This is a genomic window from Rhodococcus sp. T2V, from assembly GCF_029269925.1.
Classification (GTDB): domain Bacteria; phylum Actinomycetota; class Actinomycetes; order Mycobacteriales; family Mycobacteriaceae; genus Rhodococcus_F; species Rhodococcus_F koreensis.
This window is the reverse complement of record NZ_JARJBD010000068.1, coordinates 28479-55367: the sequence shown is the minus strand read 5'-3', so window position 1 is coordinate 55367 and position 26889 is coordinate 28479. Positions and strand designations below refer to the sequence as shown.

Annotated in this window: 27 protein-coding genes; 13 read left to right on the top strand and 14 right to left on the bottom strand. The window is 66.4% G+C overall.

All coding sequences use genetic code 11. From position 1 onward, the window contains the following. Nucleotides 1–411: 411 nt before the first annotated feature. Nucleotides 412–687, top strand: a complete 276-nt coding sequence (locus P3H15_RS38120; protein WP_276141997.1) for a response regulator transcription factor — start codon at nt 412–414, stop codon at nt 685–687. 58 nt (nt 688–745) lie between these two features. Here the strand turns inward: P3H15_RS38120 and P3H15_RS38115 are convergent, their stop codons facing one another. Together P3H15_RS38115 and P3H15_RS38110 are read right to left on the bottom strand one after the other, a co-directional pair. Next, nucleotides 746–994 (bottom strand): hypothetical protein, encoded by a 249-nt coding sequence (locus tag P3H15_RS38115; protein ID WP_276141996.1) that lies wholly within the window; start codon nt 992–994, stop codon nt 746–748. Nucleotides 995–1251: 257 nt separating this feature from the next. After that, nucleotides 1252–1578, bottom strand: coding sequence for a hypothetical protein (locus P3H15_RS38110; RefSeq protein ID WP_276141995.1), 327 nt, complete (start codon nt 1576–1578; stop codon nt 1252–1254). A gap of 309 nt (nt 1579–1887) precedes the next feature. Here P3H15_RS38110 and P3H15_RS38105 point away from each other — a divergent pair, with 309 nt between their 5' ends. Then, nucleotides 1888–3165, top strand: a complete 1278-nt coding sequence (locus P3H15_RS38105) for an APC family permease (protein ID WP_276141994.1) — start codon at nt 1888–1890, stop codon at nt 3163–3165. A gap of 120 nt (nt 3166–3285) precedes the next feature. On the opposite strand, the gene P3H15_RS38100 is transcribed toward P3H15_RS38105, so the two are convergent. After that, nucleotides 3286–4344, bottom strand: a complete 1059-nt coding sequence (locus P3H15_RS38100) for a LacI family DNA-binding transcriptional regulator (RefSeq protein ID WP_276141993.1) — start codon at nt 4342–4344, stop codon at nt 3286–3288. 178 nt (nt 4345–4522) lie between these two features. Between P3H15_RS38100 and P3H15_RS38095 the strand changes: the two genes are divergently transcribed. The 3 genes from P3H15_RS38095 (at nt 4523) to P3H15_RS38085 (ending at nt 7444) form a co-directional block, all read left to right on the top strand. Further along, a complete protein-coding gene (locus P3H15_RS38095; protein WP_276141992.1) occupies nt 4523–5461 on the top strand; it encodes a dihydrodipicolinate synthase family protein in 939 nt (312 codons plus the stop codon). 362 nt (nt 5462–5823) lie between these two features. After that, nucleotides 5824–6999, top strand: coding sequence for an Nramp family divalent metal transporter (locus tag P3H15_RS38090; RefSeq protein WP_276141990.1), 1176 nt, complete (start codon nt 5824–5826; stop codon nt 6997–6999). Nucleotides 7000–7132: 133 nt separating this feature from the next. Continuing rightward, the gene (locus P3H15_RS38085; RefSeq protein ID WP_276141989.1) at nt 7133–7444 is read left to right on the top strand and encodes a YciI family protein; all 312 of its coding nucleotides are present in this window, start codon (nt 7133–7135) and stop codon (nt 7442–7444) included. A 160-nt stretch (nt 7445–7604) separates the two neighbouring features. On the opposite strand, the gene P3H15_RS38080 is transcribed toward P3H15_RS38085, so the two are convergent. The 5 genes from P3H15_RS38080 to P3H15_RS38060 form a co-directional block, all read right to left on the bottom strand. Beyond that, the gene (locus tag P3H15_RS38080) at nt 7605–8552 is read right to left on the bottom strand and encodes a DUF808 domain-containing protein (protein WP_276141988.1); all 948 of its coding nucleotides are present in this window, start codon (nt 8550–8552) and stop codon (nt 7605–7607) included. A gap of 179 nt (nt 8553–8731) precedes the next feature. After that, the gene (locus tag P3H15_RS38075) at nt 8732–8980 is read right to left on the bottom strand and encodes a hypothetical protein (protein WP_072946696.1); all 249 of its coding nucleotides are present in this window, start codon (nt 8978–8980) and stop codon (nt 8732–8734) included. Between the two features lie 133 nt (nt 8981–9113). After that, a complete protein-coding gene (locus tag P3H15_RS38070; protein ID WP_276141987.1) occupies nt 9114–10592 on the bottom strand; it encodes an aldehyde dehydrogenase in 1479 nt (492 codons plus the stop codon). A gap of 16 nt (nt 10593–10608) precedes the next feature. Continuing rightward, nucleotides 10609–11202: a thiamine pyrophosphate-dependent enzyme gene (locus tag P3H15_RS38065; protein ID WP_276141986.1), complete on the bottom strand. Its 594-nt coding sequence runs from the start codon at nt 11200–11202 to the stop codon at nt 10609–10611. After that, complete coding sequence (locus P3H15_RS38060) at nt 11202–11738, bottom strand: thiamine pyrophosphate-binding protein (protein WP_276141985.1); 537 nt, start codon at nt 11736–11738, stop codon at nt 11202–11204. The genes P3H15_RS38065 and P3H15_RS38060 overlap by 1 nt, the downstream gene beginning before the upstream one ends. A gap of 310 nt (nt 11739–12048) precedes the next feature. Here P3H15_RS38060 and P3H15_RS38055 point away from each other — a divergent pair, with 310 nt between their 5' ends. The 7 genes from P3H15_RS38055 (at nt 12049) to P3H15_RS38025 (ending at nt 19681) form a co-directional block, all read left to right on the top strand. Beyond that, complete coding sequence (locus P3H15_RS38055; RefSeq protein WP_276141984.1) at nt 12049–13437, top strand: MFS transporter; 1389 nt, start codon at nt 12049–12051, stop codon at nt 13435–13437. A 58-nt stretch (nt 13438–13495) separates the two neighbouring features. Beyond that, nucleotides 13496–14155 (top strand): response regulator transcription factor, encoded by a 660-nt coding sequence (locus P3H15_RS38050; RefSeq protein ID WP_276141983.1) that lies wholly within the window; start codon nt 13496–13498, stop codon nt 14153–14155. A 17-nt stretch (nt 14156–14172) separates the two neighbouring features. Then, nucleotides 14173–15609 carry a HAMP domain-containing sensor histidine kinase gene (locus tag P3H15_RS38045; protein ID WP_276141982.1) on the top strand — a complete coding sequence of 479 codons (1437 nt, stop codon included), beginning with the start codon at nt 14173–14175 and terminating at the stop codon, nt 15607–15609. Beyond that, nucleotides 15602–16528 (top strand): TAXI family TRAP transporter solute-binding subunit, encoded by a 927-nt coding sequence (locus P3H15_RS38040; RefSeq protein WP_276141980.1) that lies wholly within the window; start codon nt 15602–15604, stop codon nt 16526–16528. The genes P3H15_RS38045 and P3H15_RS38040 overlap by 8 nt, the downstream gene beginning before the upstream one ends. A 149-nt stretch (nt 16529–16677) precedes the next feature. Beyond that, nucleotides 16678–17868, top strand: coding sequence for a CaiB/BaiF CoA-transferase family protein (locus P3H15_RS38035; protein ID WP_276141979.1), 1191 nt, complete (start codon nt 16678–16680; stop codon nt 17866–17868). An 8-nt stretch (nt 17869–17876) separates the two neighbouring features. After that, a complete protein-coding gene (locus P3H15_RS38030; RefSeq protein ID WP_276141978.1) occupies nt 17877–18656 on the top strand; it encodes an alpha/beta fold hydrolase in 780 nt (259 codons plus the stop codon). Nucleotides 18657–18742: 86 nt separating this feature from the next. Further along, nucleotides 18743–19681: a LysR substrate-binding domain-containing protein gene (locus P3H15_RS38025; protein WP_276141977.1), complete on the top strand. Its 939-nt coding sequence runs from the start codon at nt 18743–18745 to the stop codon at nt 19679–19681. A 151-nt stretch (nt 19682–19832) separates the two neighbouring features. Here P3H15_RS38025 and P3H15_RS38020 read toward each other — a convergent pair whose 3' ends face one another. Both P3H15_RS38020 and P3H15_RS38015 read right to left on the bottom strand, forming a co-directional pair. Beyond that, nucleotides 19833–20165 carry a hypothetical protein gene (locus P3H15_RS38020; RefSeq protein WP_276141976.1) on the bottom strand — a complete coding sequence of 111 codons (333 nt, stop codon included), beginning with the start codon at nt 20163–20165 and terminating at the stop codon, nt 19833–19835. Nucleotides 20166–20662: 497 nt separating this feature from the next. Next, on the bottom strand, nt 20663–21361 hold the full coding sequence (locus P3H15_RS38015) for a GntR family transcriptional regulator (protein ID WP_276141975.1): 699 nt from the start codon (nt 21359–21361) through the stop codon (nt 20663–20665). Between the two features lie 247 nt (nt 21362–21608). Here P3H15_RS38015 and P3H15_RS38010 point away from each other — a divergent pair, with 247 nt between their 5' ends. Beyond that, complete coding sequence (locus P3H15_RS38010) at nt 21609–22469, top strand: SDR family NAD(P)-dependent oxidoreductase (protein WP_276141974.1); 861 nt, start codon at nt 21609–21611, stop codon at nt 22467–22469. 90 nt (nt 22470–22559) lie between these two features. Here the strand turns inward: P3H15_RS38010 and P3H15_RS38005 are convergent, their stop codons facing one another. From P3H15_RS38005 to P3H15_RS37990, 4 genes are all read right to left on the bottom strand, one after another. Continuing rightward, on the bottom strand, nt 22560–23261 hold the full coding sequence (locus P3H15_RS38005; RefSeq protein ID WP_276141973.1) for a GntR family transcriptional regulator: 702 nt from the start codon (nt 23259–23261) through the stop codon (nt 22560–22562). A gap of 190 nt (nt 23262–23451) precedes the next feature. Continuing rightward, complete coding sequence (locus P3H15_RS38000) at nt 23452–23946, bottom strand: pyridoxamine 5'-phosphate oxidase family protein (protein WP_276141972.1); 495 nt, start codon at nt 23944–23946, stop codon at nt 23452–23454. Nucleotides 23947–24046: 100 nt separating this feature from the next. Then, nucleotides 24047–25243, bottom strand: a complete 1197-nt coding sequence (locus P3H15_RS37995; protein WP_276141971.1) for an acyl-CoA dehydrogenase family protein — start codon at nt 25241–25243, stop codon at nt 24047–24049. 159 nt (nt 25244–25402) lie between these two features. Continuing rightward, nucleotides 25403–26584 carry a CaiB/BaiF CoA-transferase family protein gene (locus tag P3H15_RS37990; RefSeq protein WP_276141970.1) on the bottom strand — a complete coding sequence of 394 codons (1182 nt, stop codon included), beginning with the start codon at nt 26582–26584 and terminating at the stop codon, nt 25403–25405. Nucleotides 26585–26889: the final 305 nt, after the last annotated feature.

The following is a 26889-nucleotide window of genomic DNA, read 5'->3' as shown; positions in this document are numbered from 1 at the left end:
CGCCTACGGGCAGGTTTCGTGTCCGCCCGTGGGCAGAAACCAATGTCCCTTGACAAAGCGGCGTGTGTTTGGTATCGAATAGACCGTTGAGGTCCGTCCGGCGACGACTTAATCTGGAAGGTGCGGGCCGTATCCCGTCGGGTCGAGATTTGACAGTCCGGGATACGACTCGCCGGAGGGGCTCGTCGCGGACACTGCCGGCTCGGACTGCGGTCCCGGTCGGAGAGCTGTCGGGAGCGAGCGCCGCTGCCACATTTTCGCCGGTGACCTGTCCAATATCCACCAGGTGCGTTCGCGTCGGCACGTCCACAAAACCGGCTTCAGGTACGGTTTGTTCACCGCGGTAAACAGCGTGCGTGCTGCGTTGGACGACAGGTAGCGCCCACTGCGACTGGAGAAGGTGAGATGGCTATGACTTCCGGCACGGGCCCGCTGCCCGACTCCGTCGCTGGGCCGCAGCGGATGCCCGCGCTGTCGCCGCGGGAGCTGGAGATCCTTCGTCTGTGGCTGCGGAGTGAATCGAAAACGGCTGCCGCATCAGACCTGGGAATCAGCCTGGGCACGATCAACACCCACCTGGCCCGGATCCGAGCGAAGTACGCCGCTGTCGGACGCCCTGTCACCGACAAGTCCGGACTGTTGGTCCGGGCACTTCAGGACGGTCTGGTGTCTCTCGCCGAACTCTGACGGGCGGGTCGACACTTCCCCCGTGGGACCGTCCGGTACTGCGGTCGGCGTGTCTCGTCTACGAGAGCCGGGACCGGGACAGATCGTCGAGCCGGGCCGCGCGGGCATTCTCATGGGCGACGATTGCCTCCTGCCAGTCCCGATCGGTCACGCCGAGCCGGTCGCGGACGGCTGGAGGTGGAACCCCGAGATCCGTGGCGATGTGCGCCCACGACCTGCCCGCCCGGAGGGCCTCGACCACTGCGCGGGCGAGGCGATCGTCGGTCTGGTCGCCATCGAAGATGGCATCAGCGCTGTCAGCGGTCACGGGAGGGTTGTCCGGTCTGTTGCGCTCGATGAGCGCGGAGTCGTATTTGCATCCATGCGACTCTATCGGTTGCAGTGAAATGATGATATAGCGCTCCGGTGAGTTCGATGGTGGCGCGAAGACGACCCTGACCGTGCAGGTGCGGCACGGTCACCATCGGACGAGGTCACCACTCGACTCGATAGCAGTGATGTGCTCGCCTACGGGACCCGGGGCCCTGTCGCTTATCCTCGTCGGGGCCTCAGGCCGGGTTCTTATTACTCGGAGCGTCCGGACGGGAAATGCACCGAGCCGTCGTTGCCGATGCAACCGCCCTGCACCGGGCCGCTGCCGAAGAAGACGCCATTGAGTTGCCCGCTGCCTCCAGGAGCGTTCGATCCGACACCTGCACCGCCGACGCCGATCGCCCCGCACTGGTAGCTGTTCATGTCGCTGGGGGTGTCGTTGTGGACGTGGAGTTGCGTGCCGGGTGTGCTCGGGTCTCCATGAAATGCCGGTGCCGACGCCGCGATGCCGGAGCCGAGTGCAAAAGCCGCGGCGATCGCGGCCGATGTAACCGCCGTGCGCAATGCGAACGTGTTCATCTGATGTCACCTTTGATTCGATTGTCGCCCGGCCTTCACCGGGCGATGATTCTCGGGTTACAAGCAATCTTCGGGCTATCTATCCCGATGGAACAATTATGGTCCGAGCCGTCGGCGAAAATCACCCCTTCGCGGGGTTACCGGCAATTCGAATGCGCAGTCCACACCGGCCGTCGCGGCCCTGCTCGCAGCCGTGAGCATGCCACAGTGTCGAAACCGTTTGACCCCGTGGAGTTCACGTCTGTGTACCGGAGGGCGCTAGCGTTGGGCTGCCCGACATCCGCACGTTCGAAGGGGAAACTGCCTCGCATGGCCGGTGACGAGATTTCGGATGGCGAGAACGCGCACCCGGCCGCGACGCCGCAGTTGCGCCGGCGGCTGGGGGTGTTCGACTCGGTGATGATCGGCCTCGGGTCCATGATCGGGGCGGGGATCTTCGCCGCGCTGGGGCCTGCGGCGTCCGCCGCGGGCGATGCATTGCTCGTCGGGTTGGCCGTGGCCTCGGTGATCGCCTACTGCAATGCCAACTCCTCCGCCCGGCTTGCCGCGTTGTATCCGCAATCCGGTGGCACCTATGTCTACGGGCGTGAACGCCTGGGACCATTCTTCGGGTATCTGGCGGGCTGGGGATTCGTGGTCGGCAAGACCGCCTCGTGTGCTGCGATGGCCCTAACGGTCGGCGCCTACGCCTGGCCCGGCCGTGAGCATCTCGTCGCGGTGGTCGCCGTCGTCGCCATCACCGCCGTGAACTACTTCGGTGTGCAGAAGTCGGCCCTGGTCACCCGGATCATCGTGTTCACGGTCCTCGCCGTCCTCGCCGTGGTCGTCATCGTGTGCCTGACCGGCCCCGACACCGGGTTCGGTGGCCTGGAGATCGCCTCCGGCCACGGCGCGACCGGGGTCCTGCAGGCCGCCGGTCTGCTGTTCTTCGCGTTCGCCGGGTACGCCAGGATCGCCACGCTCGGCGAGGAGGTGAAGGACCCGGCTCGGACAATCTCCCGGGCGATTCCCCTCGCTCTGGCCATCACACTCGTCGTGTACCTGTGCGTCGCGGTCGCAGTCCTGAACGCGCTCGGTGCCGACACTCTCGCGGCCGCGACGGATCCGCTCGCGCAGGCGGTTGCCGCTGCGGGATTCGAGGGTCTCGAGCCGGTCGTCCGGGTGGCCGCGGTGATCGCCGCGCTCGGCTCGTTGCTCGCCTTGATCCTCGGGGTCTCGCGGACGACGTTCGCGATGGCGCGCGACGGCCACCTGCCACGTCTGCTCGACGCCGTCCACCCCCGGTTCGCGGTGCCCTACCGGGCCGAGTTGGCGGTGGGGGCGGTGGTGGCGTTCCTCGCCGCGACGGCGGACCTGCGCGGCGTCATCGGGTTCTCCTCGTTCGCGGTGCTGTTCTATTACCTGATCGCCAACGCGTCCGCCTGGACCCTGTCCGCGAAACCGTGGCCGCGCCTGGTGGCGGTCGTCGGCGCCGTCGGATGCATCGTCCTCGCCGCGTTCCTTCCCCTGGCCTCGGTGATTCCGGGTGTGATCGTCCTCGGGCTCGGGGCCGTGATCTACGCGATCCGCTCGTCCCGTCGTCCCTGATCCGCGAGGAGGTAAGCGCTGTCCACCCGGGCGAGCTTCGACGCGCGATCGGCGCGGGGTGCAGTAGTCCACGCCGACGTCAGCCGGATGCCTGAAATGTCAAGTCGCGAAACTGCTCTTTCAGGACGGAGAATTCGGGGGCTTGTGCGGTCCTGAGGAACGTCTCGGGATCAGGGTGGGCATTGCACGTCGGATGAGGTCTCCGGTTGAGGAGGGTGCGAACATCAGATCCAGTGCGGTGGCGGCGATCTGGTCGAATGGGGTGCGCACGGAGGTGAGAGGAATCGGAAGCCGCTGCGACAGCGGGATGTCGTTGTAGCCGACGAGGGCTATGTCGTCGCCGATCGTGAGCAAGCGTTGGTGCGCTGCGGCCATGACACCGAGGGCCAGGTTGTCGTTGGCGGCGAAGACGGCGGTCGGCCGGGTCGACGACGCGAAGAGCCGCCGGCCGGCCTCTTCGCCACTTTCGATCCCGAAGTCGGACTCGACGATCCAGCTCGGATCGACCGTGATCCGTGCCTCGCGGAGCGCCTTCATTGCGCCGGCGAGTCGCCCGGTGGCGGTCGAGGTGAACAACGGGCCCGACAATACCGCGATGTCGGTGTGCCCGAGATCGATCAGGTGCCGAGTCGCGAGGTAGCCACCGGCCTCGTCGTCGCCGATCGAGGACGGGCTGATTCCGTCGGTGCGGAGTACGAGCGCGTGCGGCACGCCCTGTTCCCGCAGTTGCCGCGGGAGTGGGTCCTCGCGGCGGCTGGAGGCGACGACGAGACCGTCGACGTTGCGACCGAGGAGGGTCTGTGCTGCCTGCTGTTCGTCGACCGGGTCGTCCCCGGTGGTGGCGACGATCGTGAAGTAGCCGAGCCGGTGGGCGGCTCGGCCGATCGCCTCGTACATCAGGGCCATCACGGTGTCGCTGAGCCGGGGGACCAGCACGCCGATGGTGGCGGTCTGCCCGCGCCGCAGGCTGGAAGCGAAGGTGTTGCGGCGGTAGCCGAGCTGGTCGGCGACGGCGCGCACGCGTTCGGCGGTCGCCGACCGGGACGGCGGGACGCGGTCGTCGAGCACGCGGCTGACCGTCGAGGTGCTCACACCGGCGGCTTCGGCGACCTCCCTCAGGGTCACCACGCGGTTTCTGCTGTCCCGCACCTGCTGCGGTGCGTTTGCGTTTGCTTCCATGCTCTTCCTCGTCTCACCGCCCCGGACGCGCTGTCCGGCGACCCGGCCTGCCCTGATCACACCACGGTCCGGCCAGTGACCCTTGACACAGTCACCCATCCTACTGCACGATGAAATCGTTCACGGGAACGTTCCCGGGATCGTTTGCAAATCAATTCCTCGATCGAAAAGAGCAACCATGAGCACTCTCGACCTCCGTGGCCTCACTCCGGCACCGGTGACGCCCTTCACCCGTGACGGCGCCGTCGACTACGACGCAATCCAGCGTCTCGGTTCGTGGCTCGGCAGTGTCGACGGCGTCAAGGGCCTGGTCGTCCTCGGCCACGCCGGCGAGGGCACCTTCCTCACCCAGGACGAGCAGGTTCGCGTCATCGCCGCCTTCAAGGAGTCCGTCGACGGCCGGCTGCCGATCATCGCCGGCATCACCGGCGAAGGCACCGCCGTTTCGGTGGAGGAAGCCCAGCGCGCCGTGGACGCCGGGGCCGCCGCAGGCCTGGTATATCCGTCGCACGGGTGGCTCCGGTTCGGATACCAGGACGGTGCCCCGCAGGATCGGTACAAGGCAATCTACGAAGGGTCGGGCCTGCCGCTGATCCTGTTCCAGTACCCCGACGTCACCAAGGCCACGTACAACCTGGACACGCAGCTCGAGATCGCCGCCCAGCCCGGGGTGTTCGCCACCAAGAACGGCGTGCGGAACATGCGCCGCTGGGACCGCGAGATCCCGGTCCTGCGCCGCGAGAACCCCGACCTGCAGATCCTGAGCTGCCACGACGAGTACCTGCTGCACACCATCTTCGACGTCGACGGACTGCTGGTCGGCTACGGCGGACTCGCGCCCGAGCCGCTGGTCGAACTCATCGCGGCCGGTAAGGCCAAGGATTACCCCGCAGCTCGGGCGATCCACGACCGCCTCCTGCCGGTGACGGCGAACGTCTACCACCGCGGCTCGCACATGGAAGGCACCGTCGCCCTCAAGGAAGGCCTCGTCGCCCGCGGAATCCTCGAGCACGCCACCGTCCGCTCGCCGCTGCTGCCGCTCGCCGACGGCGCCCACGCCGAAATCGCCGCCGCCGTACAGTCGGCCGGTCTGACCTCGGTCACCGTCCCTGCCTGACCGGCCCCACTCCTGCCGGGTCGGCTCCACCGAATTTCTCGCGGAATCCGCCGCACGAGGTTTGCTCGTGCGCCGGTGGTGCCGGCCGGACATTCCGGTCCGGGCGGCACCACCACAGCAGTCCCAGCCCCACACCGCGCCCCGTGGTCGGGCGTACCTTCCCGTCGAACACGGCGGCGGCCAGCACTCACCGGTGCCGCAGTCCCGCACAGCGGTTCGAACACCAGAAAGTAGGCTCATCGATGAGTCAGCAATCTCGCATATCAGCCGAATCGGTCGGAGACGATGCCGTGGTCGCCAACACCCCCCGACCACCCGCCGGCTCACAGTGGTCGCAACGCCCTTGGGTGCGTACCCTCGCGATGGCCGGACCTGCGTTCATCGCCGGGGCATGGCAGTTCGGTCCCGGCAACCTGGCCAGCGCCGTGCAGGCGGGCAGTGAGTACAGCTACTCGCTGATCTGGGTGATCGCGCTGTCGACGATCTTCATGCTCGTCTACGCGGATATGAGTGTGCGACTGGGTATCCGCACCCCGGTGTCCATGATCAGCTCGGTCAAGGACATCCTGGGCCGGCGCGTGGGAACCGCCGCCGGGATAGGTGTTTTCATCATCACGTTGTGTTTCTCGGTCGGCAACGCCGTCGGCGCCGGCCTGGGTCTGTCGATGGTCTTCGGCGGTTCCCCGGTGCTGTGGTCCGTGGTCTGCACCGCATTCGTCGGTCTGATCCTGTTGTTCAACAACGTCTACCGCACAGTCGAACGCGTCCTCCTCGTGATCGTCGCGCTACTGGCGGCCACCTTCATCTTCAGCGCTGTGATCGCCCAACCCGACTGGCTGCAGGCAGCGAACGGACTTATCCCCTCCATCCCGCCAGGCGGACAGCTTCTCGTCGTCGCCCTGGTCGGAACCAACTTCTCCCTCAACGCCGCGTTCTTCACCTCCTACGGGACCCACGAACGACGCCGCACCGCCGCTGAATATCGGCAGACCACCATCGCCGACACCGTGCCGGGCATCGTGGCGCCGGGCATCATGACGTCTCTCGTCATCGTCGTTGCCGCCGCCGTCCTCGGCCGCCAGAACGCCGAAGCCACCACCCTCGCCGGCTTGGCCAAGATCTTCGAGCCCATCGCAGGGCCGGTCGGATCGACGATCTTCGCCCTCGGTCTCTCCGGAGCCGCCTTCTCCGCGATGGTCGCCAACGCCACCGCCGGTGGCACCATGCTCTCCGACGGCCTCGGTAAGGGACCCTCCCCTAGCACCCCGACGGCCAAACGCACCAGCGCCGCGATTCTCACCTTCGGACTCGCGATCACCATTCTGTTCACGAAGTCACCGGTCCAGCTGATCATCTTCGCCCAGGCCCTGACCGTGCTGATCGCCCCCTTCCTGGGATTGCTGCTCTTCGTGATGAGCAACAACACCGCACTGATGGGCAACCTTCGGAACACCTGGTGGAAGAACATCATCGGAGCCCTCGGCTTCGTCTCGATCCTGTCTCTGTCCGGCCTACTCATCTACGAACTGGTCGGCTGACACTGTCTGACCTCGACACACATCACCGGGTTTGACGGGTCACCGTCAACGGGTCGGCGCATCCCACGGTGCGCCGGCCCGCTTCCCTGCGAGCGCGGCACATCCGAACCGACCCCCAGAAGGACGCGGAAACATGACCTACTTCGTCGTCGACTACACGTACACGGCCGAGACCGCCTCAGGCCGCGACACCCACCGCGCCGCGCACCGGGCTTGGCTCGGTGATCTCGTCGACACCGGCACCGTTCTCACCTGCGGACCCTACGGCGACGACTCCGGTGCCTTCATCATCGCCGCCGCCGACACCGCTGACACGGTCCGGCAACTCCTCACCGAAGACCCGTTCGTCGTCCACGGACTCGTACCCGCTCAGCGCATCGTGCAGTGGACCCCGGTTCTCGGAGCCCTCAGCTCGGCCGTGGCCGGCCGGGAGGAATCGGCGTAGTCGTTCCCCGCGCAGTAGGCGGGCCGATAGACGAAGCGATCGGGCGCGGGGTTACCTTGCGCGGACGATACGCCGCTGCCGCAGTGATTGCGGCAGCGGCGTTGTGTCCGGGGGTTGGTACGGCAGCGAGGAGCAGCTGGGGCGGTGCCGGCCACCTCGGTCAGTCGGCGCGTGTCTTCCGTTTCGGGATCAGGTGCATGATCAGGACGACGATCGCGCCGACGACGAGCCCGACGAGTGCGGATACCACGGTCCCGGCAGTCCAGGACAGAACACCGCCGAGGCCGCCGTGCACGAGATCGCCGAACCAGTGTTCGAGATCGTGGAGGCGATCGGCGGGCCAGTGGAATCCGGCCTCGCCGATGTTGACGAGCAGGATGTGGCCGCCGACCCAGAGCATCGCGGCGATCCCGACCACGGTGAGCACTGCCATCACCTTCGGCATCGCCGCGACGAGTCCTCGACCGATCCGCTGACTGAACGCGGACTCGCGTTGGGCGAGCGCCAGGCCTACGTCGTCCATCTTCACGATCAGGGCGACCACTCCGTACACCAGGACGGTGATGAGGATCGCGACGACGACGAGCACCAGCAGCCGGGTGAGGAACGGTTCGTCCTCGACCGAGGACAGTGAGATCACCATGATCTCGGCGGACAGGATCAGGTCGGTGCGGATCGCGCCGCTGACCATGGTCTTCTCGAATTCGGGTCCGCTCTGCCCTTCGGCCTCGCCCGCGGCCTCGTGGTGATTGCCGGTGAGTGCTTCGTAGACCTTCTCGGCTCCCTCGTAGCACAGGAACAGGCCACCGGCGATCAGCAGGTACGGCAGTGCCTGGGGCAGGAACTCGCTCAGGATCATCGCCACCGGCAGGATGATCAGGAGTTTGTTGCGGATCGACCCGATTGCGATCTTGCGGATGATGGGCAGTTCGCGATTGGGGGAGAACCCGTGCACGTAGCGGGGGGTGACGGCGGTGTCGTCGACGACCACTCCCGCTGCCTTGACGCTGGCCTTGCCGGCTGCGGCTCCGATGTCGTCGATGGATGCCGCGGCCGCTTTCGCGAGTGCCGCGACGTCGTCCAACAGGGCGACGAGTCCACCAGCCACGAAAAACCTCCCACAGTTCGGATGTGTGCCGATCTCATGACCCGCGCTCGCGGGTCGACACGAACGGTATCGAATCGGTGGCCCTGCACAACCGGTAGTGCCGCGGGGTTACCTTGCCGCAGACGATACGCCGCTGCCGCAGTGATTGCGGCAGCGGCGTTGTGTCACCTCGATCGGGGTCAGTACGGCAGCGAGGAGCAGCTGGGGTGGTTGACGACGGCTTGACCCTCGCACATTGCGCCCTGCGCGTCGTCGTCGAAACGGTCGCGCCGATCCCGGTCGCGGTTGTCGCGGTCCGACTGCGAGGTGACGGCGACGTCACCGCCCGTCGAGGCGGGCATGGCGTGTGCGATTCCGGCCGCGCCGGTGACGGAGAATGCGACTGCGGCGAACATCAGGCCGGCGCGAATGGCGGTGTGGCGAAACATGCGGAGTCCTTGCTGGTGTGGGGTCGAGTGTTCCTTGACCACACCAACATTGCCCCCGGAGCGAGCCGGTCGACAGCCACCCAAGGGTGCTCATTGCCCACCCCCTGTGCGGAAGCTCACCGGCTGGTCGACGTCAGCGCATGACGAACGGGTTGCCGGACGGGGCACCGGTGTTGATCCAGACGCTCTTGGTCTGCAGGTACTCGTCCAGCGCTCCGATTCCGTTCTCCCGTCCGAGTCCCGAGTCCTTGACACCGCCGAAGGGAGCCATGAAGCTCACCGCCCGGTAGGTGTTGACCCACACGGTTCCCGACTGGATCGCCTCGGCCATGCGGAATGCCCGGGCAACGTCACTCGTCCACACGCCGGCGCCGAGGCCGAACCGGACGTCGTTGGCGAGACGGATCGCGTCGTGCTCGTCGTCGAACGGGATGACCGCGAGTACCGGGCCGAAAACCTCTTCCTGCGCGAGGCGATGGTCGTTGGCGACGCCGGTGAAGATCGTCGGTTCGACGAACCAGCCGTTGCCGCATTCGGGTCGCTCCGCCGCCGAGCCGCCGAGCACCGCGCGGGCACCGTCCTGCTCGGCCAGGTCGATGTATTCGAGTACCTTCGCGAACTGCGGCCGGGTGGTGATCGGGCCGACCTGCGTGTGCGGGTCGAGGGGGTCGCCCATCCGCGCGGTGCGTGCCAGGTCGACGACCTTGTCGACGAAGCTGTCGTGAATCGATCGCTGCACCAGGAGCCGGGATCCGGCGATGCACGTCTGGCCGGTCGCCGCGAAGATGCCCGACACGACCCCGTTGACGGCCGAGTCCAGATCGGCGTCGCCGAACACGATGTTCGGCGACTTGCCGCCGAGTTCGAGGCTCACATGCTTGAGGCTGCGCGCGGCCTGCTCGTTGATCCGACGCCCGGTGGTGTCCGCCCCGGTGAAGCTGACCTTCGTGACCAGCGGGTGCTCGACGAGGGGGCCGCCGACCTCGTTACCGAATCCGGTGACCACGTTGACCACTCCCGGCGGCAGGCCCGCTTCTTCGAGCAGTCGCACCAGTTCGAGGGTGGAGGCCGACGTGAACTCGGAGGGTTTGATCACCACCGTGCACCCCGCCGCCAGGGCCGGCGCGAGTTTCCACGCCAGGAGCATCAGCGGCGAGTTCCACGGGGTGATGATGGCGACGACCCCGACGGGCTCACGCCGGGTGAACGTGAAGTAGCCCTTCTTGTCGAGCGGGGGGACCGTGCCCTCGACCTTGTCGGCCAATCCTCCGTAGTAGTAGAACCACTGCGGGAGGTAGTCGACCTGCCCGCGCATCTCCGAGAGCAGTTTCCCGTTGTCCTGCACTTCGATTCGGGCGAGCCGATCGGCGTCCTGGGCGATGCGGTCGCCGAGGTCGCGCAACACCCGCCCGCGGTCCGTCGCGGTCATGGTGGACCAGGGACCTTCGGTGAACGCGCGGTGGGCGGCCCGGACGGCCTCGTCGACGTCGCGGTCGTCACCCCGCGCGACCTCGGCCCACGGTGTGCCGGTGTACGGGTTGTCGCTGCTGATCCAGCGATCTTCGCGGGGGCGCCGCTGGGTGCCGTCGATGTGAAGCGGGTATTGCTGCATCGTTGCCTCGCTCTCGTCAGAAGGTGGCGAATCCGAGTTCGGCTCGGAACGTGTTCTTCACGTGGGTGCCGTCGCGTGGGGGGAGGACACGCGGGGCCTCGGCACTCGAAATGAGCACCTGCGCGAACGTCGTCCCGCGGCGCGCGCGGATGTGGTCGGCGATCTGCGTGTACCCGTCTTGCGAGTCGATCTTCAGGGTGGTTCCGATTCCGAATCCCTGTGCCACCGCGCAAAGGTCGGTTCCGAGGCCGGAGTGGCTCGGCTGCATCCCGGTCTCCCCGAAGTGGCCGTTGTCGAGCACCACGATGGTGAGGTTGGGCGGAGACTGGACCGCGATCGACCCGAGCGCGCCGATTCCCATCAGTTGCTCGCCGTCCCCGGTGATCACCACGACGGATTCGTCGGGCTGTGCCAGCGCGAGACCGAGTCCGAGCGGTGCTGCTGCGCCCATGGCGCCCCACAGGTAGAAGTTGCGTGGCCGGGCGCCGGCCGCGCACACGTCGTAGGAGGGCGAGCCCAGGCCGGTGACGACGAGCGCGTCCGGCACCTCGGACAGCAGGTCCGCGACGAAAGGACGTCGGTCGACCTTGGTTGCGGTGTCGGCACTCATCAGATGTTCTCCCACTTCTTGCGCCCGATCAGACTCTGGCCGAGGAGTACCGCGACGCGTTCACCGGCCAGGAAGGCGGAGTCGAAGGCGGCCGCGACGACGTCGGCGACTTCGTCGGGATGGTCTGCGCGGTGAACGGTGATCCCCATGATCTCCAGGGCGGACTGGGTGGCCTGCCCCATCGGGCTCTGCCACGGGTTGAACTCGGCGTATTCGCCGCGCATGGTGACCAGCGTCAGAAACGGGAACTTGCACATTTCTAGCAGCGAGAACATGTTGACGCAGTTGCCCACTCCGCTGCTCTGCATGAGCAGAACGGACCGTTGGCCGCCGAGCCAGGCGCCGCTGACGACGGCGACCCCCTCTTCCTCCGTGGTCAGCACGACATCTCGGATGTCCGGGTCGCGGTGTGCTTCACGGATGACGTGGGAATGTCCGGCATCGGGGACGTAGGCGATCTGTTCGACGGCTCCGGACTTCAGGATCTCGAAGATCTCCTTCTGCCATACCGGAGTCTCTTTCTCGACGGTGTGCATGGTGGCTCCTCCTTGGGAAGTCGGTCGCCAACATTCTGATACGTGATTGATGCCGCTGAACAATGCTGTTTTTTGATGGGACCATGACGATCCGGCATGCGCCCTCGGGCCGTGGCATTCTGCTCGGGCCTCGGCCGGGAAACGGCTACGACCGGGGCGAATGCGCGCGCGGCACCGTTCTGCGGCACGCGCCGCGGTGTCGTCTAAAGCGAATGTAAGGAAAGCCGCTCATCCCTTCCCTCGCGCTGTGGTGACGGCCACATTGGTTCCAGTGGCTACGCACGATCACAGCAGTCGAGGAAGGGACATCATGCGACACACGACTTCGAACCCAGCGTCGTCGACCGGCGAGAGGCGGGTTGTAGCGAACGTGGTTCGCGGCTGCATCGGCAACCTCGTGGAGTGGTACGACTGGTTCGTCTATGCAGCGTTCAGTGTGTTCTTCGCGGCATCGTTCTTCCCGAAGAGCAGCACGACCGCCCAGCTACTCTCCACGGCACTGGTTTTCGCTGTCGGATTCCTCATGCGCCCGATCGGTGGCTACATTCTGGGCCGGTACGCGGACCGCTACGGGCGCAAGAACGCGCTGACGCTGTCGGTGCTCATGATGGCCGCAGGCTCGCTGATCATCGCCGCGACACCGAGTTTCGAGGCCATCGGCATGCTCGCCCCGGCGCTGCTGGTGACGGCGCGACTGATCCAGGGACTGTCCGTGGGAGGTGAATTCGCTTCCAGCGCCACGTATCTGTCCGAGGTCGCGACTCCCGGCCGGCGCGGCTTCTACTCGAGCTTCCAGTACGTGTCGATCATTCTGGGTCAGCTCGCCGCTCTCGGCGTCCAGATCATTCTGCTGCAGCTTCTCACCCTCGATCAGATGCACGCCTGGGGCTGGCGTGTTCCATTCGTGATCGGCGCGATCGCCGCAGTGACGGTGATGCTGTTCCGGCGTGGCATGGACGAGTCGGACCAGTACAAGGACGAGGCCGCCCGGATCGCGGCCGAGAAGGCGTCCGGCACGACGCCGTCGGCCAAACGTGGCACCCTGCGTCTGCTGCTGCAGTACCCGCAGCAGCTCGCGATGGTCTTCGGCCTCGCGATCGGCGGCACGGTCGCGTTCTACACGTACACCACCTACCTGCAGAAGTACATGATCAACACCTCCGGCATCGCCCCGGAAACGGTGGCGTGGATCAACTTCGCCGCACTGTTCGTGTACATGCTGCTGCAGCCCGTGGCCGGCTTGATCTCCGACCGCATCGGCCGCCGCAAGGTCATGCTGTTCTTCGGTATCGGCTCGACGGTGCTGACCGTGCCGATCCTCACCGTTCTCGGCAACACCACCAACGCGTTCGTCGCGTTCGGCCTGATGATGACCGGACTGGTCATCGTCACCGCCTACAGCGCGCTGAGCGCGATCGTCAAGGCGGAACTGTTCCCGACGAAGGTGCGCGCACTCGGTGTCGGCCTGCCGCACGCGATCACCGCAGCCCTGTTCAGCGGTACCGCCGAGCCGCTCGCGCTCGCTCTCAAGCAGGCCGGACACGAATCGGCGTTCTTCTACTACGTCGTCGGCTGCTCCGCGCTGACCCTCGTCGCGGCACTGTTCATGCCCAAGGGCAAGGGCGGCACCACCCTCGATCCCGCGACGGACACCCCCGCCCGCGACGACCGCGACGGCCGCGAACTCGAGCGTGTCTGATCCCTGCGCCTCCGGCATTGTTCCCCCGGCCCACCGTGGCCGGGGGACAATGCCGGTTATGCGCATCGCGGTGGTCGAGGACGACGACGGCGTCGGCAACGCACTCGTCGCGGGGCTGACCCGGCAGGCGCACCAGCCTGTGCGGATGAAGTTCGGGTCGGAGCTGCTGCTGCACCACGGCGAGGTGGACTTCGTCCTGCTCGATCTCGGGTTACCGGACCGCGACGGCCTCGAGGTGCTTCGCCAGCTGCGCCAGGTCAGCGGCGTCCCCGTCATCATCCTGACCGCCCGCGACGACGAACGGTCGGTGGTGCGCGGGCTGCGGGGCGGCGCCGACGACTACCTGGTCAAGCCGGCCCGGATGTCGGAGCTCTTCGCGCGCATCGAGGTGGTGCGCCGGCGAAGTCTGGCCGTCGAAGGCGGCGCACCGCGGGAAGTGGTCACCGGGGATGTGCGCGTCGACCTCGACTCCCGCACCGTCACCGTGGCGGACGCGGACGTGGACCTGACGTCGAAGGAGTTCGCCCTCCTGGAGATTCTGCTCGAGAACCCGGGTGCCGCGGTCAGTCGTCAGCAATTGATGGACCGGGTCTGGGGTGACGCGTTCGTCGCGGTCTCACGCTCGCTCGACGTCCACATCGGTACCCTGCGGGCCAAGCTGGACCGGCCCGGGCTGATCAGCACCATCCGTGGTTTCGGCTACCGCTGGGTGTGCTGACCGGAGGTCGAAACGATATGCGCCGACGGCTACTGCTCATTCTCGCGATCCTCGGATCGTGCGCGGTCGCGAGTTTCGCGATCCCTCTGGCGATCGCGACCGCCGACGCACGGACTCAGGAGTTCACCCTGGGCCGCGAGGGCGACATCCAACGGTTCGCAGTCCTCGCCGAGGAATACGTCCGCACCGGCGACCCCGCCAGAATCGAAGGCGAGGTGGACGCGTACGACGACGTGTACGGTGAGGGCGTTCTGGTGGTCTCGACCCGCGGAGTGCCCACCCTCGGTGTGGGCCTCGACGGCAGCGAACCCGGCATCGAGGCCGCGATTCGCAGCGGACTGCGCAACGAGCGGGTCTCCACCGTCGACCGGCTGTTGCCGTGGAGCGACGACGAGGCCCTGTTCGTCAAACCCGTGGGATCGGGCGCGCAGGTGAACGGCACCATCGTGCTGCGCGCCTCGACGGCCGAGGCGCGCGCCGACATCCTCCGGCAATGGGCCGTGATCGCGGCAGGCGCGGTGCTGGCATTGGTCGCGTTCGGTGTGCTCGCGATCGCCTTGAGCCGGTGGGTACTCGGACCGCTCGCGAACCTGTCCACCGGAATCGTGCAACTCATCCGCCGCATGCCCGACGCGAGGACGCCCCCGGCGTCCGAGCCTCCGCCGTCCGTTTTGCCCGCCACGGCCGCGGGCGGACCTCCCGAGGTGCGCCGGCTTGCGCATTCGTTCGACGTGATGTCCTCGGCGGTGCTGCGGGCCGCGGACGCGCAACAGCGTCTCATCGCGGACACCGCACACCAGCTGCGGAACCCACTCGCGGCGTTGCAGTTTCGCCTCGACCTCCTCGACGAGGGAATACCGGACGACGCGCGGGAGGACTACCACAGCGTGACCGAGGAGGCCAAACGTCTGCAGACGATCCTCGACAGCTTGCTCTCGCTCGCCTCGGCCGAGACGCCGCGGTTCGGAGCCGAGGCGGCCTGCGACGCCCTGTCGGTGGTCGCCGACCGGGTCGACTTCTGGTCGGTGACGGCCAGGGAACGGGGCGCGCGCCTGACCACCGTCGCGGCACCCGGCGTCGACCGCGTTCCGGTCGCGATCGCCGAGAACGATCTGTCCCAGGTGCTCGACGTGCTGATCGACAACGCCTCCCGGCACGCGGGACCCCACCCCACCATCGAGATCGGCGTCGGCGTGGAGCGCTCAGAGGACCACCCGCAGGTATGCGTGTGGGTGGCCGACGACGGCCAGGGCGTCCCGGAAGAGCTGCGCGGCAAGCTCACCGACCGCTTCTTCCGGGCCAGCGACCAGGCCGGGACGGGACTCGGCCTGTCCATCGTCGAGGTGGTCGCCGCCGCGTACGGTGGCCGACTCGCCATCGACGAGGCCCCGGCCGGTGGTCTGCGCGTACGCTTGTGGCTCGAACCGCACGTGGAGACGCCCGACGATGATTAACCGGCGACAGTTCCTCGGCGGTGTGGCCGCGGCGGTCGCGCTGTCCGGGTGTGCCCGGACCCAGCCGTCGGGGACGTACGAGATCGCGTCCGGTGAGCGCGACGGATTCCAGTCCGAATTCGCGGAGTTGCTCGCGGACACCGCGGCCACCGAAAGCGGGGATCTGCGGTTCACGGTGCGGTACACCACCGGTTCGCTGGAGAATCTGTCACTGCTGGCGTCGGGGGAGGTCCTGATCGGGCTGACGTTGGCCGATTCGGCCGTGCTGTCGGACACCCCGATGCTGGCCATCGGCCGGGTGTACGAGAACTATCTCCAGTGCGCGGTGCCCGCGCGCTCACCGTTCCGGTCGATGAAAGATCTTCGCGAGCAGACGATCAGCCTCGGTTCCCCGGGTTCGGGGACCGCGCAGACCGGGCGGCGGGTGCTCGAGGCGAGCGGGCTGACCGTCGACGACGTGACGGTGCGCCCGGTCTCGCTCACCACCGTTCTCGACTCCCTCGCCGACGGCACCGTCGCGGCCGCGCTGTGGGCCGGGGGTGTGCCGACTCCGGCGGCGGTGCCGCGGCCCGGGCACGGTCCGGACGGGGGGATCCGGCTACTCGACCTGTCCGCCGAGTACGTGGAGATGCGCAGGGTCTACGGGCCTATGTACGAACCGGTTTCGGTTCCTGCTGGGGCGTACGGTGACACCGCCGAGACCGCGACGGTGGGCGTCCCCAGCCTGCTCGTCGCGTCCCCCCAACTACCCGACGTCGTGGCCGGTGCGCTCGTGGACCTTCTCGTCGACCGCGCGCAGGACCTGATTCCACCCGACACCGTCGGAGCCCAGTTCCTCGACGTCCGGTCGCTGATCCAGACGGCGGGCGTCCCGCGTCACCCGGGTGCGGTCGCGGCGTACCGCCGCCACCACGGCTGACGGTCGTCATGTACGGCCATAAACGGCCGGCGGTCGCGGGTCGGCACCGCCGCCAACCTCAACTGCATGTAAAACTCCGGGCCCACGCGGTTGACTACTGCCCGCATCGGCCTGCAAAATGGCCGTACATTTCTAGGAAGGCTGGTTCGATGGGATCGCAGACCGCTCTACCGCTCGCAGGGATCACCGTCGTGAGCATCGAACAAGCCGTCGCCGCGCCCTTCGCGACCCGGCAACTGGCCGACCTCGGTGCCCGCGTGATCAAGGTGGAACGTCCCGATGCCGGCGACTTCGCACGACGGTACGACGAGACCGTGCACGGCGAATCGAGTTACTTCGTCTGGCTCAACCGCTCCAAGGAGTCCCTGACACTGGACCTGAAATCCGGCGAGGGCCGCGACATCCTCGAAAAGCTGTTGTCCACAGCGGACGTCTTCGTGCAGAATCTGGCCCCCGGCGCCGCGGCCCGGATGAACCTCGACGCGCAGTCGCTCCAGCAGCGGTACCCCACGCTGATTCCGTGCGACGTGTCCGGCTACGGCAACACCGGCCCCTGGTCCGATCGCAAGGCCTACGACATGCTCGTCCAGGGCGAGTCCGGCCTGATGTCGCTGACCGGCCCCGACGAGTGCCCGTCCAAGGCCGGCGTGTCGATCGCCGACATCGCGGCCGGCATGTACGCGTACAGCGGGATCCTGTCCGCGCTGTACACGCGCGCCACCACCGGCACGGCCCGCGCCGTCGAGGTCGCCTTGTTCGAGGCGCTCGGCGAATGGATGGGCTCGCCCGCCTACTACACTGAATACGGGGGCCGGCAGCCGAGCCGCGTCGGAGCGGAACACGCGACGATCGCCCCGTACGGTCCGTTCCCCACCGCCGACGGCACGGTCCTGCTGTCGATCCAGAACGACCGCGAATGGTCCGCGTTCTGCGCGGAGGTGCTCGGCGACGCGTCGATCGCCACCGACCCGCGCTTCTGCCGCAACTCCGCGCGGGTGGAGCACCGCGAGGAGTGCAACGCGCTGATCTCGGAGCGGACTCGCCTGCTCAGCACCGACGACGCCCTCGCGTTGCTCGACAAGGTGTCGATCGCCAACGGCCGACTGGGCACCGTGTCGGACTTCCTGTCGCACCCGTCCCTGGCCGGCCGGGATCGTTGGCGTGGGGTGGACACCCCGGGTGGCCCGGTTCGGGCGCTGCTGCCGCCGGCGAACCTCAGTGGTGTGGAACCGCGATTCGACCCGGTCCCGGCCCTGGGCGCGCACACCGATGCCATCCTGGGAGAACTCGGCTACACCGATGCCGCGATCTCCGAACTCCGCACGGCAGAGACGGTCTGAGGTCCGCAGTGCCCCATGCCGTGGCGTCCGACGGAACGCCGATCGCGTACCAGGAGTCCGGCACCGGACCGTCGCTGCTGCTGCTCGCCGGTCAGGCCAACAACCATCACTGGTGGGACCGCATCCGCACGGACTTCGACAGGCATTTCCACACCGTCACGATCGACTACCGCGGAACCGGATCCAGCGGAAAACCCGAGACCGATTACAGCACAGAACTGTTCGCCGAGGACGCGATGTGCGTGCTGGACGCGCTCGGCATCGAGACGGCGCACGTCTACGGCACCTCGATGGGTGGGCGGGTGGCGCAGTGGGTCGCGGCACGTCATCCCCGGCGTGTCCGCGCCCTGATCCTCGGCTGCACCTCCCCGGGCGGAACCCATGCGGTGGAGCGAAGCCGCGAAGTGCGCGCGAACCTGGCGCACCCCGATCCCGAACGGTCGCGCGGCGCCCTGCCGGAGTTGATGTACACCCGGGAGTGGCTCCGTCGAAATCCCGCCCCCTACAACACCCTCGGGGATGCCGACATGCCCGCGCACGCCAGGCTCGCACACCTGCGGGCAAGCAACGGGCACGACGCGTGGGACGCGCTGCCGTCGATCAGCGCACCGACCCTGGTCCTGCACGGGACCGACGACCTGCTCTCCCCGGTCGACAACGCGCCGCTTCTCGCCGAACGGATCCCGGACGCACGCATGCAATTGTTCCCCGGCGCACGGCACGCCTACTTCGACGAAGAACGCGAAGTCGCGAGTGCCGCGGCGATCAGCTTCCTCACCGAACATTGATATTCTTCCTTGTGATCGAACTCGCCGTCATATATCGCGTGCTGATGGCGCGGGACGGCGAGTAGCCCGGGAAGGTGGGTCATCCGGTGGACGTCAAGCAGTTGACCGCACTCGTTGCGGTGGCCGACGCCGGGAGCGTGACCCGGGCGGCCGAACTCCTCCATCTCGTTCAGCCGGCGGTGACACGCCAAATCCGCACGCTGGAGCAGGAACTGGGTGTTCCCCTGTTCGAGCGCAGCCGTGCCGGAATGGAATTGACCGAGCCCGGCCGGCTCATGCTCGAACGCGCGCGGAGAGTGCTGGCCGAACTCGAGCGTGCCCGGGCCGAGATCCGCCCGAATCCCGGAGTGCTGCAAGGAATCGTGACGGTCGGGCTGCTGGCCTCCACGTCCGAACTGCTCGCCGAACAACTGGTCGCCACGGTATTGCGGGAGCATCCCGCGGTCCGTTTGCGAATCGTGTCCGGTTACGCCGGGCACCTGTGGCAGTGGCTGGACGCCGGCGACATCGATCTGGGGCTGCTCTACAACCTGAAGTCGACGTCCTCGCTCGACGTGCGGGCCCTGCTCGCTGAGAACCTGTGGGCGGTCGCTCCGCCCGACGGCGGTCTGGACGCCGGACGACCGGTCACGCTCGACGAGGTGGCCACCCACCCCGTCGTGATGCCCAGTGCGCCCCACGGGATTCGGACGTTGGTCGCGGAGGCGTGCGCGAAACTCGATATCGATCTGAACATCGTCGTCGAGACCAACGAGGTGAGCATCCAGAAACGGCTCGTCCGCGCCGGCCACGGCTGGACGATATTGCCGGGCATCGCCGTTGCGAGTGATGTGGCCGGCGGTCTGCTCAGTGCGGCGCCCCTCCATTCCCCGGCCGTCGAGCGCACCGTCGTGCTCGCGCTGCCGAGCACCCCGCGGATTCCGCCCGCCGTGCACGCGATCGCCGATCTGCTGGTCCGCCACATGCACGAGGCCGTCGAGCGAGGGGACTGGCCGTCCGCGAACTGGGAGGCCGGCGCGCAGTAGTTCGGCTGAATCGGATGCCCCACAGTGCACCGGTCAGCTGTCGGGGACCTTCGCCCTTCCTGACGATCCCGGTCTCCGAGAACGAGCATCGGAACGAAGGGTGTACGAGGAGACGGATTCCGATGACGGTGGTGGTGGCCGTGCGGCGGGCCTATACGGGCCGCAGTTGTGAGGCGAGCCGGTCCACCCTGCTGAGGTGATAGTGAAACGCGAGCGGGAGCGCCGCGATGGTGATCATCGAGACGGCGGACCGCAGGTAGGTGGCCGGAGTGGCGGAGCCCTCGGCGGCGGAGACGATCGTGGCGAGACCGAGCCCGAGCCAGATCGTCGCGGCGAGTATCAGTGTGATCGTGCGCATGCGGGCGAGTGCGGCGCGTTTGTCGGCCAGCAGCGGCCCCCATACTTGCGTCGGTGCGTACGGGGGGAGCGTCCCGTTCTTCAGGGCCGTGTCGACGGCGCGTTGGACGGGGGTGCGACTGAACATGCGGACTCCTCGGGCGGCTGGGGTACACAGCCAATTCTCTGTTCCCGGCGCGGCCGCGAACATCCCCCTTGGGGTGCGAAAGGATCACCCCTGGGTGCCGAAGCGGAGAATCGCCGGTCGTCTGCACGGGAGACTCTGTCTGAGTGGCACTTTGTCTGAGTGGCAAGGACGGGAGACCGTGTCAAGGATACCCTTCGGTGCTGGACCGCCATGCCGTCGACACGAGCGTCCGCATCGCCACGAGTCCTCGAAGACGGACGGGTCCGGTCGCGGTGGGGTCGGTCTGGGCTGGTTCAGGGGTGCTGCGGTGGGCCCGGCTTCCTTGTGGGTCCGGGGCCGACGATGACTTCGCGGATCGCGTTGACGTCGGGGATGACACCGAGCGTGCGGTGCGGTCGAATCGTCACACACTTATCGCTGGATGGCAGCCGCGGTGGGTAGTGGTGGGCGAGTGTCGCGCGTCGTCGGCGCCGTGCGATGCGCTTTCCCGCGGTGTTCTACGGGTTCGCAGTCCAAAGCCCACGCTTCTCGAGGGTTTCAATCAGCCGGTCCGCACCTTCGAGAATGTGCCGCTGCATGAGATTGCATACTTTGACGGAATCACGCTTCTCGAGAGCCCGCAGCATCTTGACATGCTCGCCGCGAGCGCCTTCGACGTGGCCTTCGATGGTGGCGTAGAAGGAGTTCGGCAGTTGCTTCACGACTGAACCGAGCAGTAAGGCAAGGCGGGGAGAGTCGGCCGCCAGGTTGATCTCTCGGTGAAAGGAATGCCCGAGATAGGCGATTGCCGGCTGATCGTCATCGGCGATGGCGCGCTGGTACTTCTCGATGTTCACTTCCAGCCGCTCGATCTGTTCCGCGTCCATTCGCTCCGCGGCGCGCGTAGCCAACTGGCCGGCGTACTGTGCTTGGGCCCAGAAGATGTCTCGAATATCCTGCTGGGTGATCGGTGCGACGACGAAACCGCGCCGCGGCACAAGTTGAACAAACCCTTCGCTGCGCAGAGCAAGGAGCCCTTCTCGGACCGGGGTGCTGCTCACCCCGACTGCTTCCGCAATCGGCTCGATTCGCAGAAACTCTCCCGGGCGCACGCCGCCCGAGATGATCAACTCGCGGACGTAAGTTGCAACCTCTTCGGGGAGTTGGGTCCGCTTCGTACCTCTGCTCAGGGGAAGTGTTAGTGCGGTACCGGTCATTGGTCAGTCCGTCCTTCCAGAGAAATACGTATCGACATAATACACAATCGATCATCGAGTTGGCAGCTGTTGACGGTTCAGGTGCGGGGACGAGGCAGGAGGTGATCGCCGTGCGGCCATCACGTGACATCCCGTCGCGAACGATGATATATAATCGATGAACGATCGGGGCGGCTCTGGAGTTCTGCAACCCGGCCCGAATATCGGTGGGCGTCCCGAACAATTCAAACGAACCGAGGTGGGGTCAATGGAAAGTGTCGACCAGGAGGGGCTGCGGCGCCGTTATCGGGACAAGGTTGCGATCGTGACGGGCGCCGGGTCGGGTATCGGCCGCGCGATCGTGGAGGGTTTGGTCGTCGAAGGGGCTTATGTTGTCGCGAACGATATTTCACGCGATCGGATCGAGTCACTCGAGAGTGAACGGGTCACCGTGATTGCCGCTGACGTGAGTGAGGCGTCGGCGGCCGGTCGACTGACTGCAGAGGCCCTGACGATGCGCGGAGGCAGGATCGATGCTCTGTTCAACAACGCCGGAATCGGCTCGGCCGGGCCGGCCGTCGATATCGGCGCCGAGGAATGGCGTCGTGTCATGGCGATCAACATTGATGCCGCGTTCCAACTCGCCGCTTCAGTCGGGCGGGTGATGATCCGTCGAGGCGGCGGTGCCATCCTCAACACGGCCTCGGTGGCTGGGACGATGGGCCTACCGGGCCGCGTTCCTTATGTGGTGTCCAAACACGCCGTCGTGGGACTGACGCGGGCGTTGGCTGTCGAATGGGGAGTCCACGGAGTGCGCGTCAACGCCCTGTGCCCGGGCTTGACCGAGACGGCAATGAGCGAGCGGCTCAGAAGAGAAGCGCCGGACTACTGGGCGAAACGTGAGGCCGTGGTGCCCCTGCGGCGTGCGGGGACCTCGGCCGAACAGGCAGCCGCTGCGCTGTTCTTGAACTCCGAGGAAGCGTCCTATATTTCTGGGTTGATCGCCGAGGCGGACGGTGGAGCCCATGCGTTGTATTCCGGGTATACGGTGAGCCGTCCGCAGGAGGGCTCGGGCGGTGTCGCGGCGTCGGGGGTGGAGCGCGAAATTACGCCCAGTGCCGGTCTGTAGCTGGTATGGGTGGCGCCACCGGGGAGCGCTGATCGGCTCTCGGAACTCTGCCGCGGCCGAATCGGGGCCGCGGCACAGGGCTGAGAGAATTCACGAGGCCGGTTCGTCCCTGTTCCAAATGCCACGTTCCTCCAGGATCGCGACCAGTTGGTCGCCGCGGGCGAGGATGTGTTGCTCCATCAACGTCCGCGCCTTCCGGGCGTGGTGCTTACGGAGGGCCTCGAGGAGGAGGGGATGTTCGATCCGGCTGGAGTCCACACCGCCGGCGATCATGGTGTAGAAGCGGTTCGGCAGATTCTTGACCATGTAGCCGAGCAGTGAGGTGAGGCGAGGTGAGTCCGCAGCCAGATTGATTTCGCGGTGGAAGGCGTGTCCGAGGGAGGCCAAGAGTTCCTCGTCGCCGGTCTCGGCCGCTTTCTCGTATTGCTCGACCAGCGCCTGGAGTGTGGTGACCTGCTCCGGGGTGATCTTCTGGGCGGTGCGGGCGGCCAGTTCGCCGGCGAGGTGCGCCTGAGCGAAGAACAGGTCGCGCACGTCCTGCTGTGTGAAGGATTCGACGACGAAGCCGCGGCGGGGAAGCATCTTGACGAAACCTTCCCTTTCGAGGATGAGAAGGCCTTCGCGTACCGGTGTGTAGCTGACTCCCATGGTTTCGGCGATAGGGTCCATGCGCAGGAATTCGCCCGGGCGTATTGCACCCGAGATGATCAGCTCGCGGGCGTAGGTCGCCACCTCGTCGGGAATCTGCTGCCGCTTGCCCCGGCGGTTGGTCACGGCGAATGTCTCGGTCATCCTAGCCCTCCTGGCTTTATACATTATGTATAAACAATACTCGATGTGCGTAGGCTTCACCCCCAGGGTACGGGCGTGTGTCCGGGAACGGGATACCAGTCGACGGAGAAGATGTGCAGTGGACCGCGACCGTGGCGCCGCAGTCCACTGCTCGATGCTGTGCCAGTGGGGTAGTTGTAGCGTCGGGTTGTTACCCCGAGTGAGGAGTGCGGTCGGGCATAGCGAGCGCATACGGGGAGGTTGCGGCTTTGCGCTGGTCCATTCCGAACGCGCCGGCTGTGGAGAGTTTGAAGACCACCCGGCCGGCAGACAACCAGATCCGGTCGTGTTCGCCCTGGTCCTCGATTCCCGGTTTGGGGTATCGGCGGTGCATCTTCATGCTCAGTACGTTGTCCGGGTCGGGAACTTCCTGTGCCATTCCGTTGACGAGGACGTAACCGTGAATCGGTTCGTGGTCGAAAATCGACACGGACACAGAGGGATCGCGCCGCAGACGCAATGTGAGACCTCGGGTGGGTGTCGAGGAGAAGTACAGCGAGCTGCCGTCGTAGTAGTAGCCCATGGGGATGACGAACGGCGTGCCGTTCTTGCGCATGGAGGCGACCGCGGCGAACCGGCCGGGGGTCCGCAGGTAGGTGTCGATCTCCTCCTCGGACATCGTTGTCTCACCGAGATCGATCATCATCGCACCTTCCGGTCGGACGAGCTGCCGTACGGTGCGTCTGCACGCCCGTGGTCGACGACGCTGCAAGGCGATTCGAACGGATGGCACCGTGGCGTTCTGGTCATTTTTGTCGGTACTCCTCGAGAAGCCGCCGGCCGATGATCATCCTTTGAATGTCCGCGGTGCCTTCACCGATGAGGAGCATCGGGGCTTCGCGGTACAGTCGCTCGATCTCGTACTCCTTGGCGAACCCGTAACCGCCGTGGATCCGGAAGGCATCCTCGACCACCTCCTTGCAGGACTCGGCGGCGAGGTACTTCGCCATCCCTGCCTCCAGATCGTTGCGGTTCCCGAGATCCTTGATCCGCGCCGCGCGCACCACCATCTGGTGGGCGGCCTGGACTTTTGTGCCCATCTCGGCCAGGCGGAACAACACTGCCTGGTGGTCGGCGATCCGCTTGCCGAACGTCTCGCGTTGCTGTGCGTAGCCGATCCCGAGCTCGAATGCCCGGTTGGCCACACCGACGGCGCGGGCGGCGACGTTGACCCGGCCTACCTCGACCCCGTCCATCATCTGGTAGAAGCCGTTGCCGGGTTCCTTGCCGAGGATCTGCGTGGCGGCGACTTTGTGGTTGTCGAAAATGAGTTCGGTGGTGTCAACGCCCTTGTATCCCATCTTCTCGATCTTTCCGGGGATGGTGACGCCGGGCGCTGTTTCACCGAATCCGGGTTCCTTCTCGATCAGGAAGGTGGTCAGGTTCTGGTGGGGCTTCGGTCGCCCCTCGTCGGTGCGGACGAGAACGGCGACGAGGTTCGCAGAACCGCCGTTGGTCAGCCACATCTTCTGGCCGTTGATGAGGTAGGTGTCGTCGTCCTGCCTGGTGGCCTTGGTCTTGATGGCGGCGACGTCCGAACCGAGGCCTGGCTCGGACATCGAGAAGGCGCCTCGGATCTCGCCGGTCGCCATCTGGGGCAGGTATCTCTTCTTCTGCTCCTCGGTTCCGTGTTGCTGCAGCATGTAGGCCACGATGAAGTGGGTGTTGACGATCCCGGACACACTCATCCACCCGCGGGCGATTTCTTCGACCACCAGTGCGTAGGTGAGAAGCGACTCGCCGAGGCCGCCGTATTCCTCTGGGATGGTGAGGCCGAAGATGCCGAGTTCTTTCATCTCTTCGACAATGGCGGTGGGGTATTCGTCCTTGTGCTCGAGTTCGGTGGCGACCGGCAGGATCTTGTCCCGGACAAATCGTCGAACGGTGTCGAGGATCTGCTCCTGGACATCGGTGAGATCATCGGTCTCACAGAGTTTCGGCATGGGTGGGTCCTTCCGTGTATTCACTTTGGCCCTTCCTCGGGGACGCGGGCGCTCGCGAGGAAGGGCAGTGACCGTGTTGTCGATAGGGGTGCCGCGGAATCCGAAGCGTCATGCGTGGCGGGGGAGCCGAGACAGAGTTGAGTGGAGGCGGTAGCGCTGCTACGCCTCGAGTTCCTCGAAGATGACCTCGTCGGCGAACAGCTGCTTGATGCGAACCTCGTCGTACACTTCTGCGGCGACTTCGCGGGTGTGCTGGCCAATCTTGGGGGCGGGCCCGGGCCGCTCGGGTCGCTGCCCACCGAACCTCCACGGGGGCCTGACCAAGGCGACTCCGTCCTTCTCCGGTTCGATCAGGTCGAGCCAGCCCACTTGCGGGTGCTCGATGAACCCTCCCATTGTCAGCACCGGGGAGAAGGGAACGTCGGCCGCCGTGAGGCGCTGCTCCCAATACTGCGCGGGCTTGCCGATGAATTCCGCTTCGACGATCTCGACGAGGTCGAAATAATGCTGGACGCGGAGCGCGAACGTGACGAAGCGGGGGTCGTCTGCGAGGTCCTGCCGATCCAACGCTTCGAGGAAGCACAGCCAGAACTTCTGAGAGGACGAAAGATGGATGGCGATGTTCTCCCCGGTCGAGGACGCGAGGCAGAAGTTTTGGGCCTGGGGGTGTCGGCTCTGCCGGGTCGGCTCCTGATGGTCCTTGTCGAAATACTGGGTGAGAGCCTCGATGGTCAGCGTGCTCACCGCTTCCATGAGCGAGGTCTCCACGCGCTGACCCGCGCCCGTGCTCCCGCGCCCGACGAGCGCCGCCAGGATCCCTGTTGCCGTCGTCAGACCGGTGATCAGGTCCGCCACACAGGTACCGGACAGTTGCGGCGAGCCCGCATCGCTCAGCACCGAATACAGTCCGCCGACCGCCTGACCGATCGTGTCGTAGGCCGGGCGCTGCGCGAGAGGCCCGCCAGGGCCGAACCCGGTGACGGAGGCATACACCAGCGCGGGAGCGAGTGCGGCACAGTGGTCGGGACCCAAGCCGAGCGCGGTGGCCTTTCCCGGTCGCATGTTCTCGAGGACGACGTCGAATCGCGGGACCAGGGCCTCGACCAGCTCCAGCCCAGCAGGATTTTTCAGGTTCACCCCGAGGCTGCGCTTGCCGGCGTTGTACTGCCGGAAGAATGGGCTCCGGTCGTTTTGCTGGAAACGGTAGGCGTCCCCGCCGCCCGCGTTCTCGACCTTGACCACATCTGCGCCCAACGCGCACAGAAGTGAGCTGGCGTAGGGCGCGGAAATGTAGCCTCCGAGCTCCAGGACGCGGATGTTCTCGAGCGGCTTGTGCTGCATTCGTCACCTCGTTCAATACGGGTCTCACCGACGGTGGAACCTCGCTCCGGTCACATCACCATATAGGAGTCACATTATATATTATCGTAAGTCGATCTGGCTATAGTGCGCCGTCGAATAGGAACTCCCAGTTCAGCCACTGTTTCGGCACGCGCCGCGAGCTGTCGGTTGGCGACGGGCGGCGGGCCGGTTCATGCCGTGTAACGACCAAACCGTTCGGTCCGACTGTGGGCAAGGGTGCCATTCGTGATTCCTATTCCGCCTCTAGGGATCTCGATCGCCGAGATCGGATCGCGATCGGGATC

What these genes read in the sequence shown, in the direction of transcription:
- P3H15_RS38120 (WP_276141997.1), top strand. Translation starts at nt 412, where the DNA reads ATGACTTCCGGCACGGGCCCGCTGCCCGACTCCGTCGCTGGGCCGCAG.
- P3H15_RS38110 (WP_276141995.1), bottom strand. Translation starts at nt 1,578, where the DNA reads ATGAACACGTTCGCATTGCGCACGGCGGTTACATCGGCCGCGATCGCC.
- P3H15_RS38105 (WP_276141994.1), top strand. Translation starts at nt 1,888, where the DNA reads ATGGCCGGTGACGAGATTTCGGATGGCGAGAACGCGCACCCGGCCGCG.
- P3H15_RS38100 (WP_276141993.1), bottom strand. Translation starts at nt 4,344, where the DNA reads ATGGAAGCAAACGCAAACGCACCGCAGCAGGTGCGGGACAGCAGAAAC.
- P3H15_RS38095 (WP_276141992.1), top strand. Translation starts at nt 4,523, where the DNA reads ATGAGCACTCTCGACCTCCGTGGCCTCACTCCGGCACCGGTGACGCCC.
- P3H15_RS38090 (WP_276141990.1), top strand. Translation starts at nt 5,824, where the DNA reads ATGGCCGGACCTGCGTTCATCGCCGGGGCATGGCAGTTCGGTCCCGGC.
- P3H15_RS38085 (WP_276141989.1), top strand. Translation starts at nt 7,133, where the DNA reads ATGACCTACTTCGTCGTCGACTACACGTACACGGCCGAGACCGCCTCA.
- P3H15_RS38075 (WP_072946696.1), bottom strand. Translation starts at nt 8,980, where the DNA reads ATGTTTCGCCACACCGCCATTCGCGCCGGCCTGATGTTCGCCGCAGTC.
- P3H15_RS38070 (WP_276141987.1), bottom strand. Translation starts at nt 10,592, where the DNA reads ATGCAGCAATACCCGCTTCACATCGACGGCACCCAGCGGCGCCCCCGC.
- P3H15_RS38065 (WP_276141986.1), bottom strand. Translation starts at nt 11,202, where the DNA reads ATGAGTGCCGACACCGCAACCAAGGTCGACCGACGTCCTTTCGTCGCG.
- P3H15_RS38060 (WP_276141985.1), bottom strand. Translation starts at nt 11,738, where the DNA reads ATGCACACCGTCGAGAAAGAGACTCCGGTATGGCAGAAGGAGATCTTC.
- P3H15_RS38055 (WP_276141984.1), top strand. Translation starts at nt 12,049, where the DNA reads ATGCGACACACGACTTCGAACCCAGCGTCGTCGACCGGCGAGAGGCGG.
- P3H15_RS38050 (WP_276141983.1), top strand. Translation starts at nt 13,496, where the DNA reads ATGCGCATCGCGGTGGTCGAGGACGACGACGGCGTCGGCAACGCACTC.
- P3H15_RS38045 (WP_276141982.1), top strand. Translation starts at nt 14,173, where the DNA reads ATGCGCCGACGGCTACTGCTCATTCTCGCGATCCTCGGATCGTGCGCG.
- P3H15_RS38040 (WP_276141980.1), top strand. Translation starts at nt 15,602, where the DNA reads ATGATTAACCGGCGACAGTTCCTCGGCGGTGTGGCCGCGGCGGTCGCG.
- P3H15_RS38035 (WP_276141979.1), top strand. Translation starts at nt 16,678, where the DNA reads ATGGGATCGCAGACCGCTCTACCGCTCGCAGGGATCACCGTCGTGAGC.
- P3H15_RS38020 (WP_276141976.1), bottom strand. Translation starts at nt 20,165, where the DNA reads ATGTTCAGTCGCACCCCCGTCCAACGCGCCGTCGACACGGCCCTGAAG.
- P3H15_RS38015 (WP_276141975.1), bottom strand. Translation starts at nt 21,361, where the DNA reads ATGACCGGTACCGCACTAACACTTCCCCTGAGCAGAGGTACGAAGCGG.
- P3H15_RS38010 (WP_276141974.1), top strand. Translation starts at nt 21,609, where the DNA reads ATGGAAAGTGTCGACCAGGAGGGGCTGCGGCGCCGTTATCGGGACAAG.
- P3H15_RS38005 (WP_276141973.1), bottom strand. Translation starts at nt 23,261, where the DNA reads ATGACCGAGACATTCGCCGTGACCAACCGCCGGGGCAAGCGGCAGCAG.
- P3H15_RS38000 (WP_276141972.1), bottom strand. Translation starts at nt 23,946, where the DNA reads ATGATGATCGATCTCGGTGAGACAACGATGTCCGAGGAGGAGATCGAC.
- P3H15_RS37995 (WP_276141971.1), bottom strand. Translation starts at nt 25,243, where the DNA reads ATGCCGAAACTCTGTGAGACCGATGATCTCACCGATGTCCAGGAGCAG.
- P3H15_RS37990 (WP_276141970.1), bottom strand. Translation starts at nt 26,584, where the DNA reads ATGCAGCACAAGCCGCTCGAGAACATCCGCGTCCTGGAGCTCGGAGGC.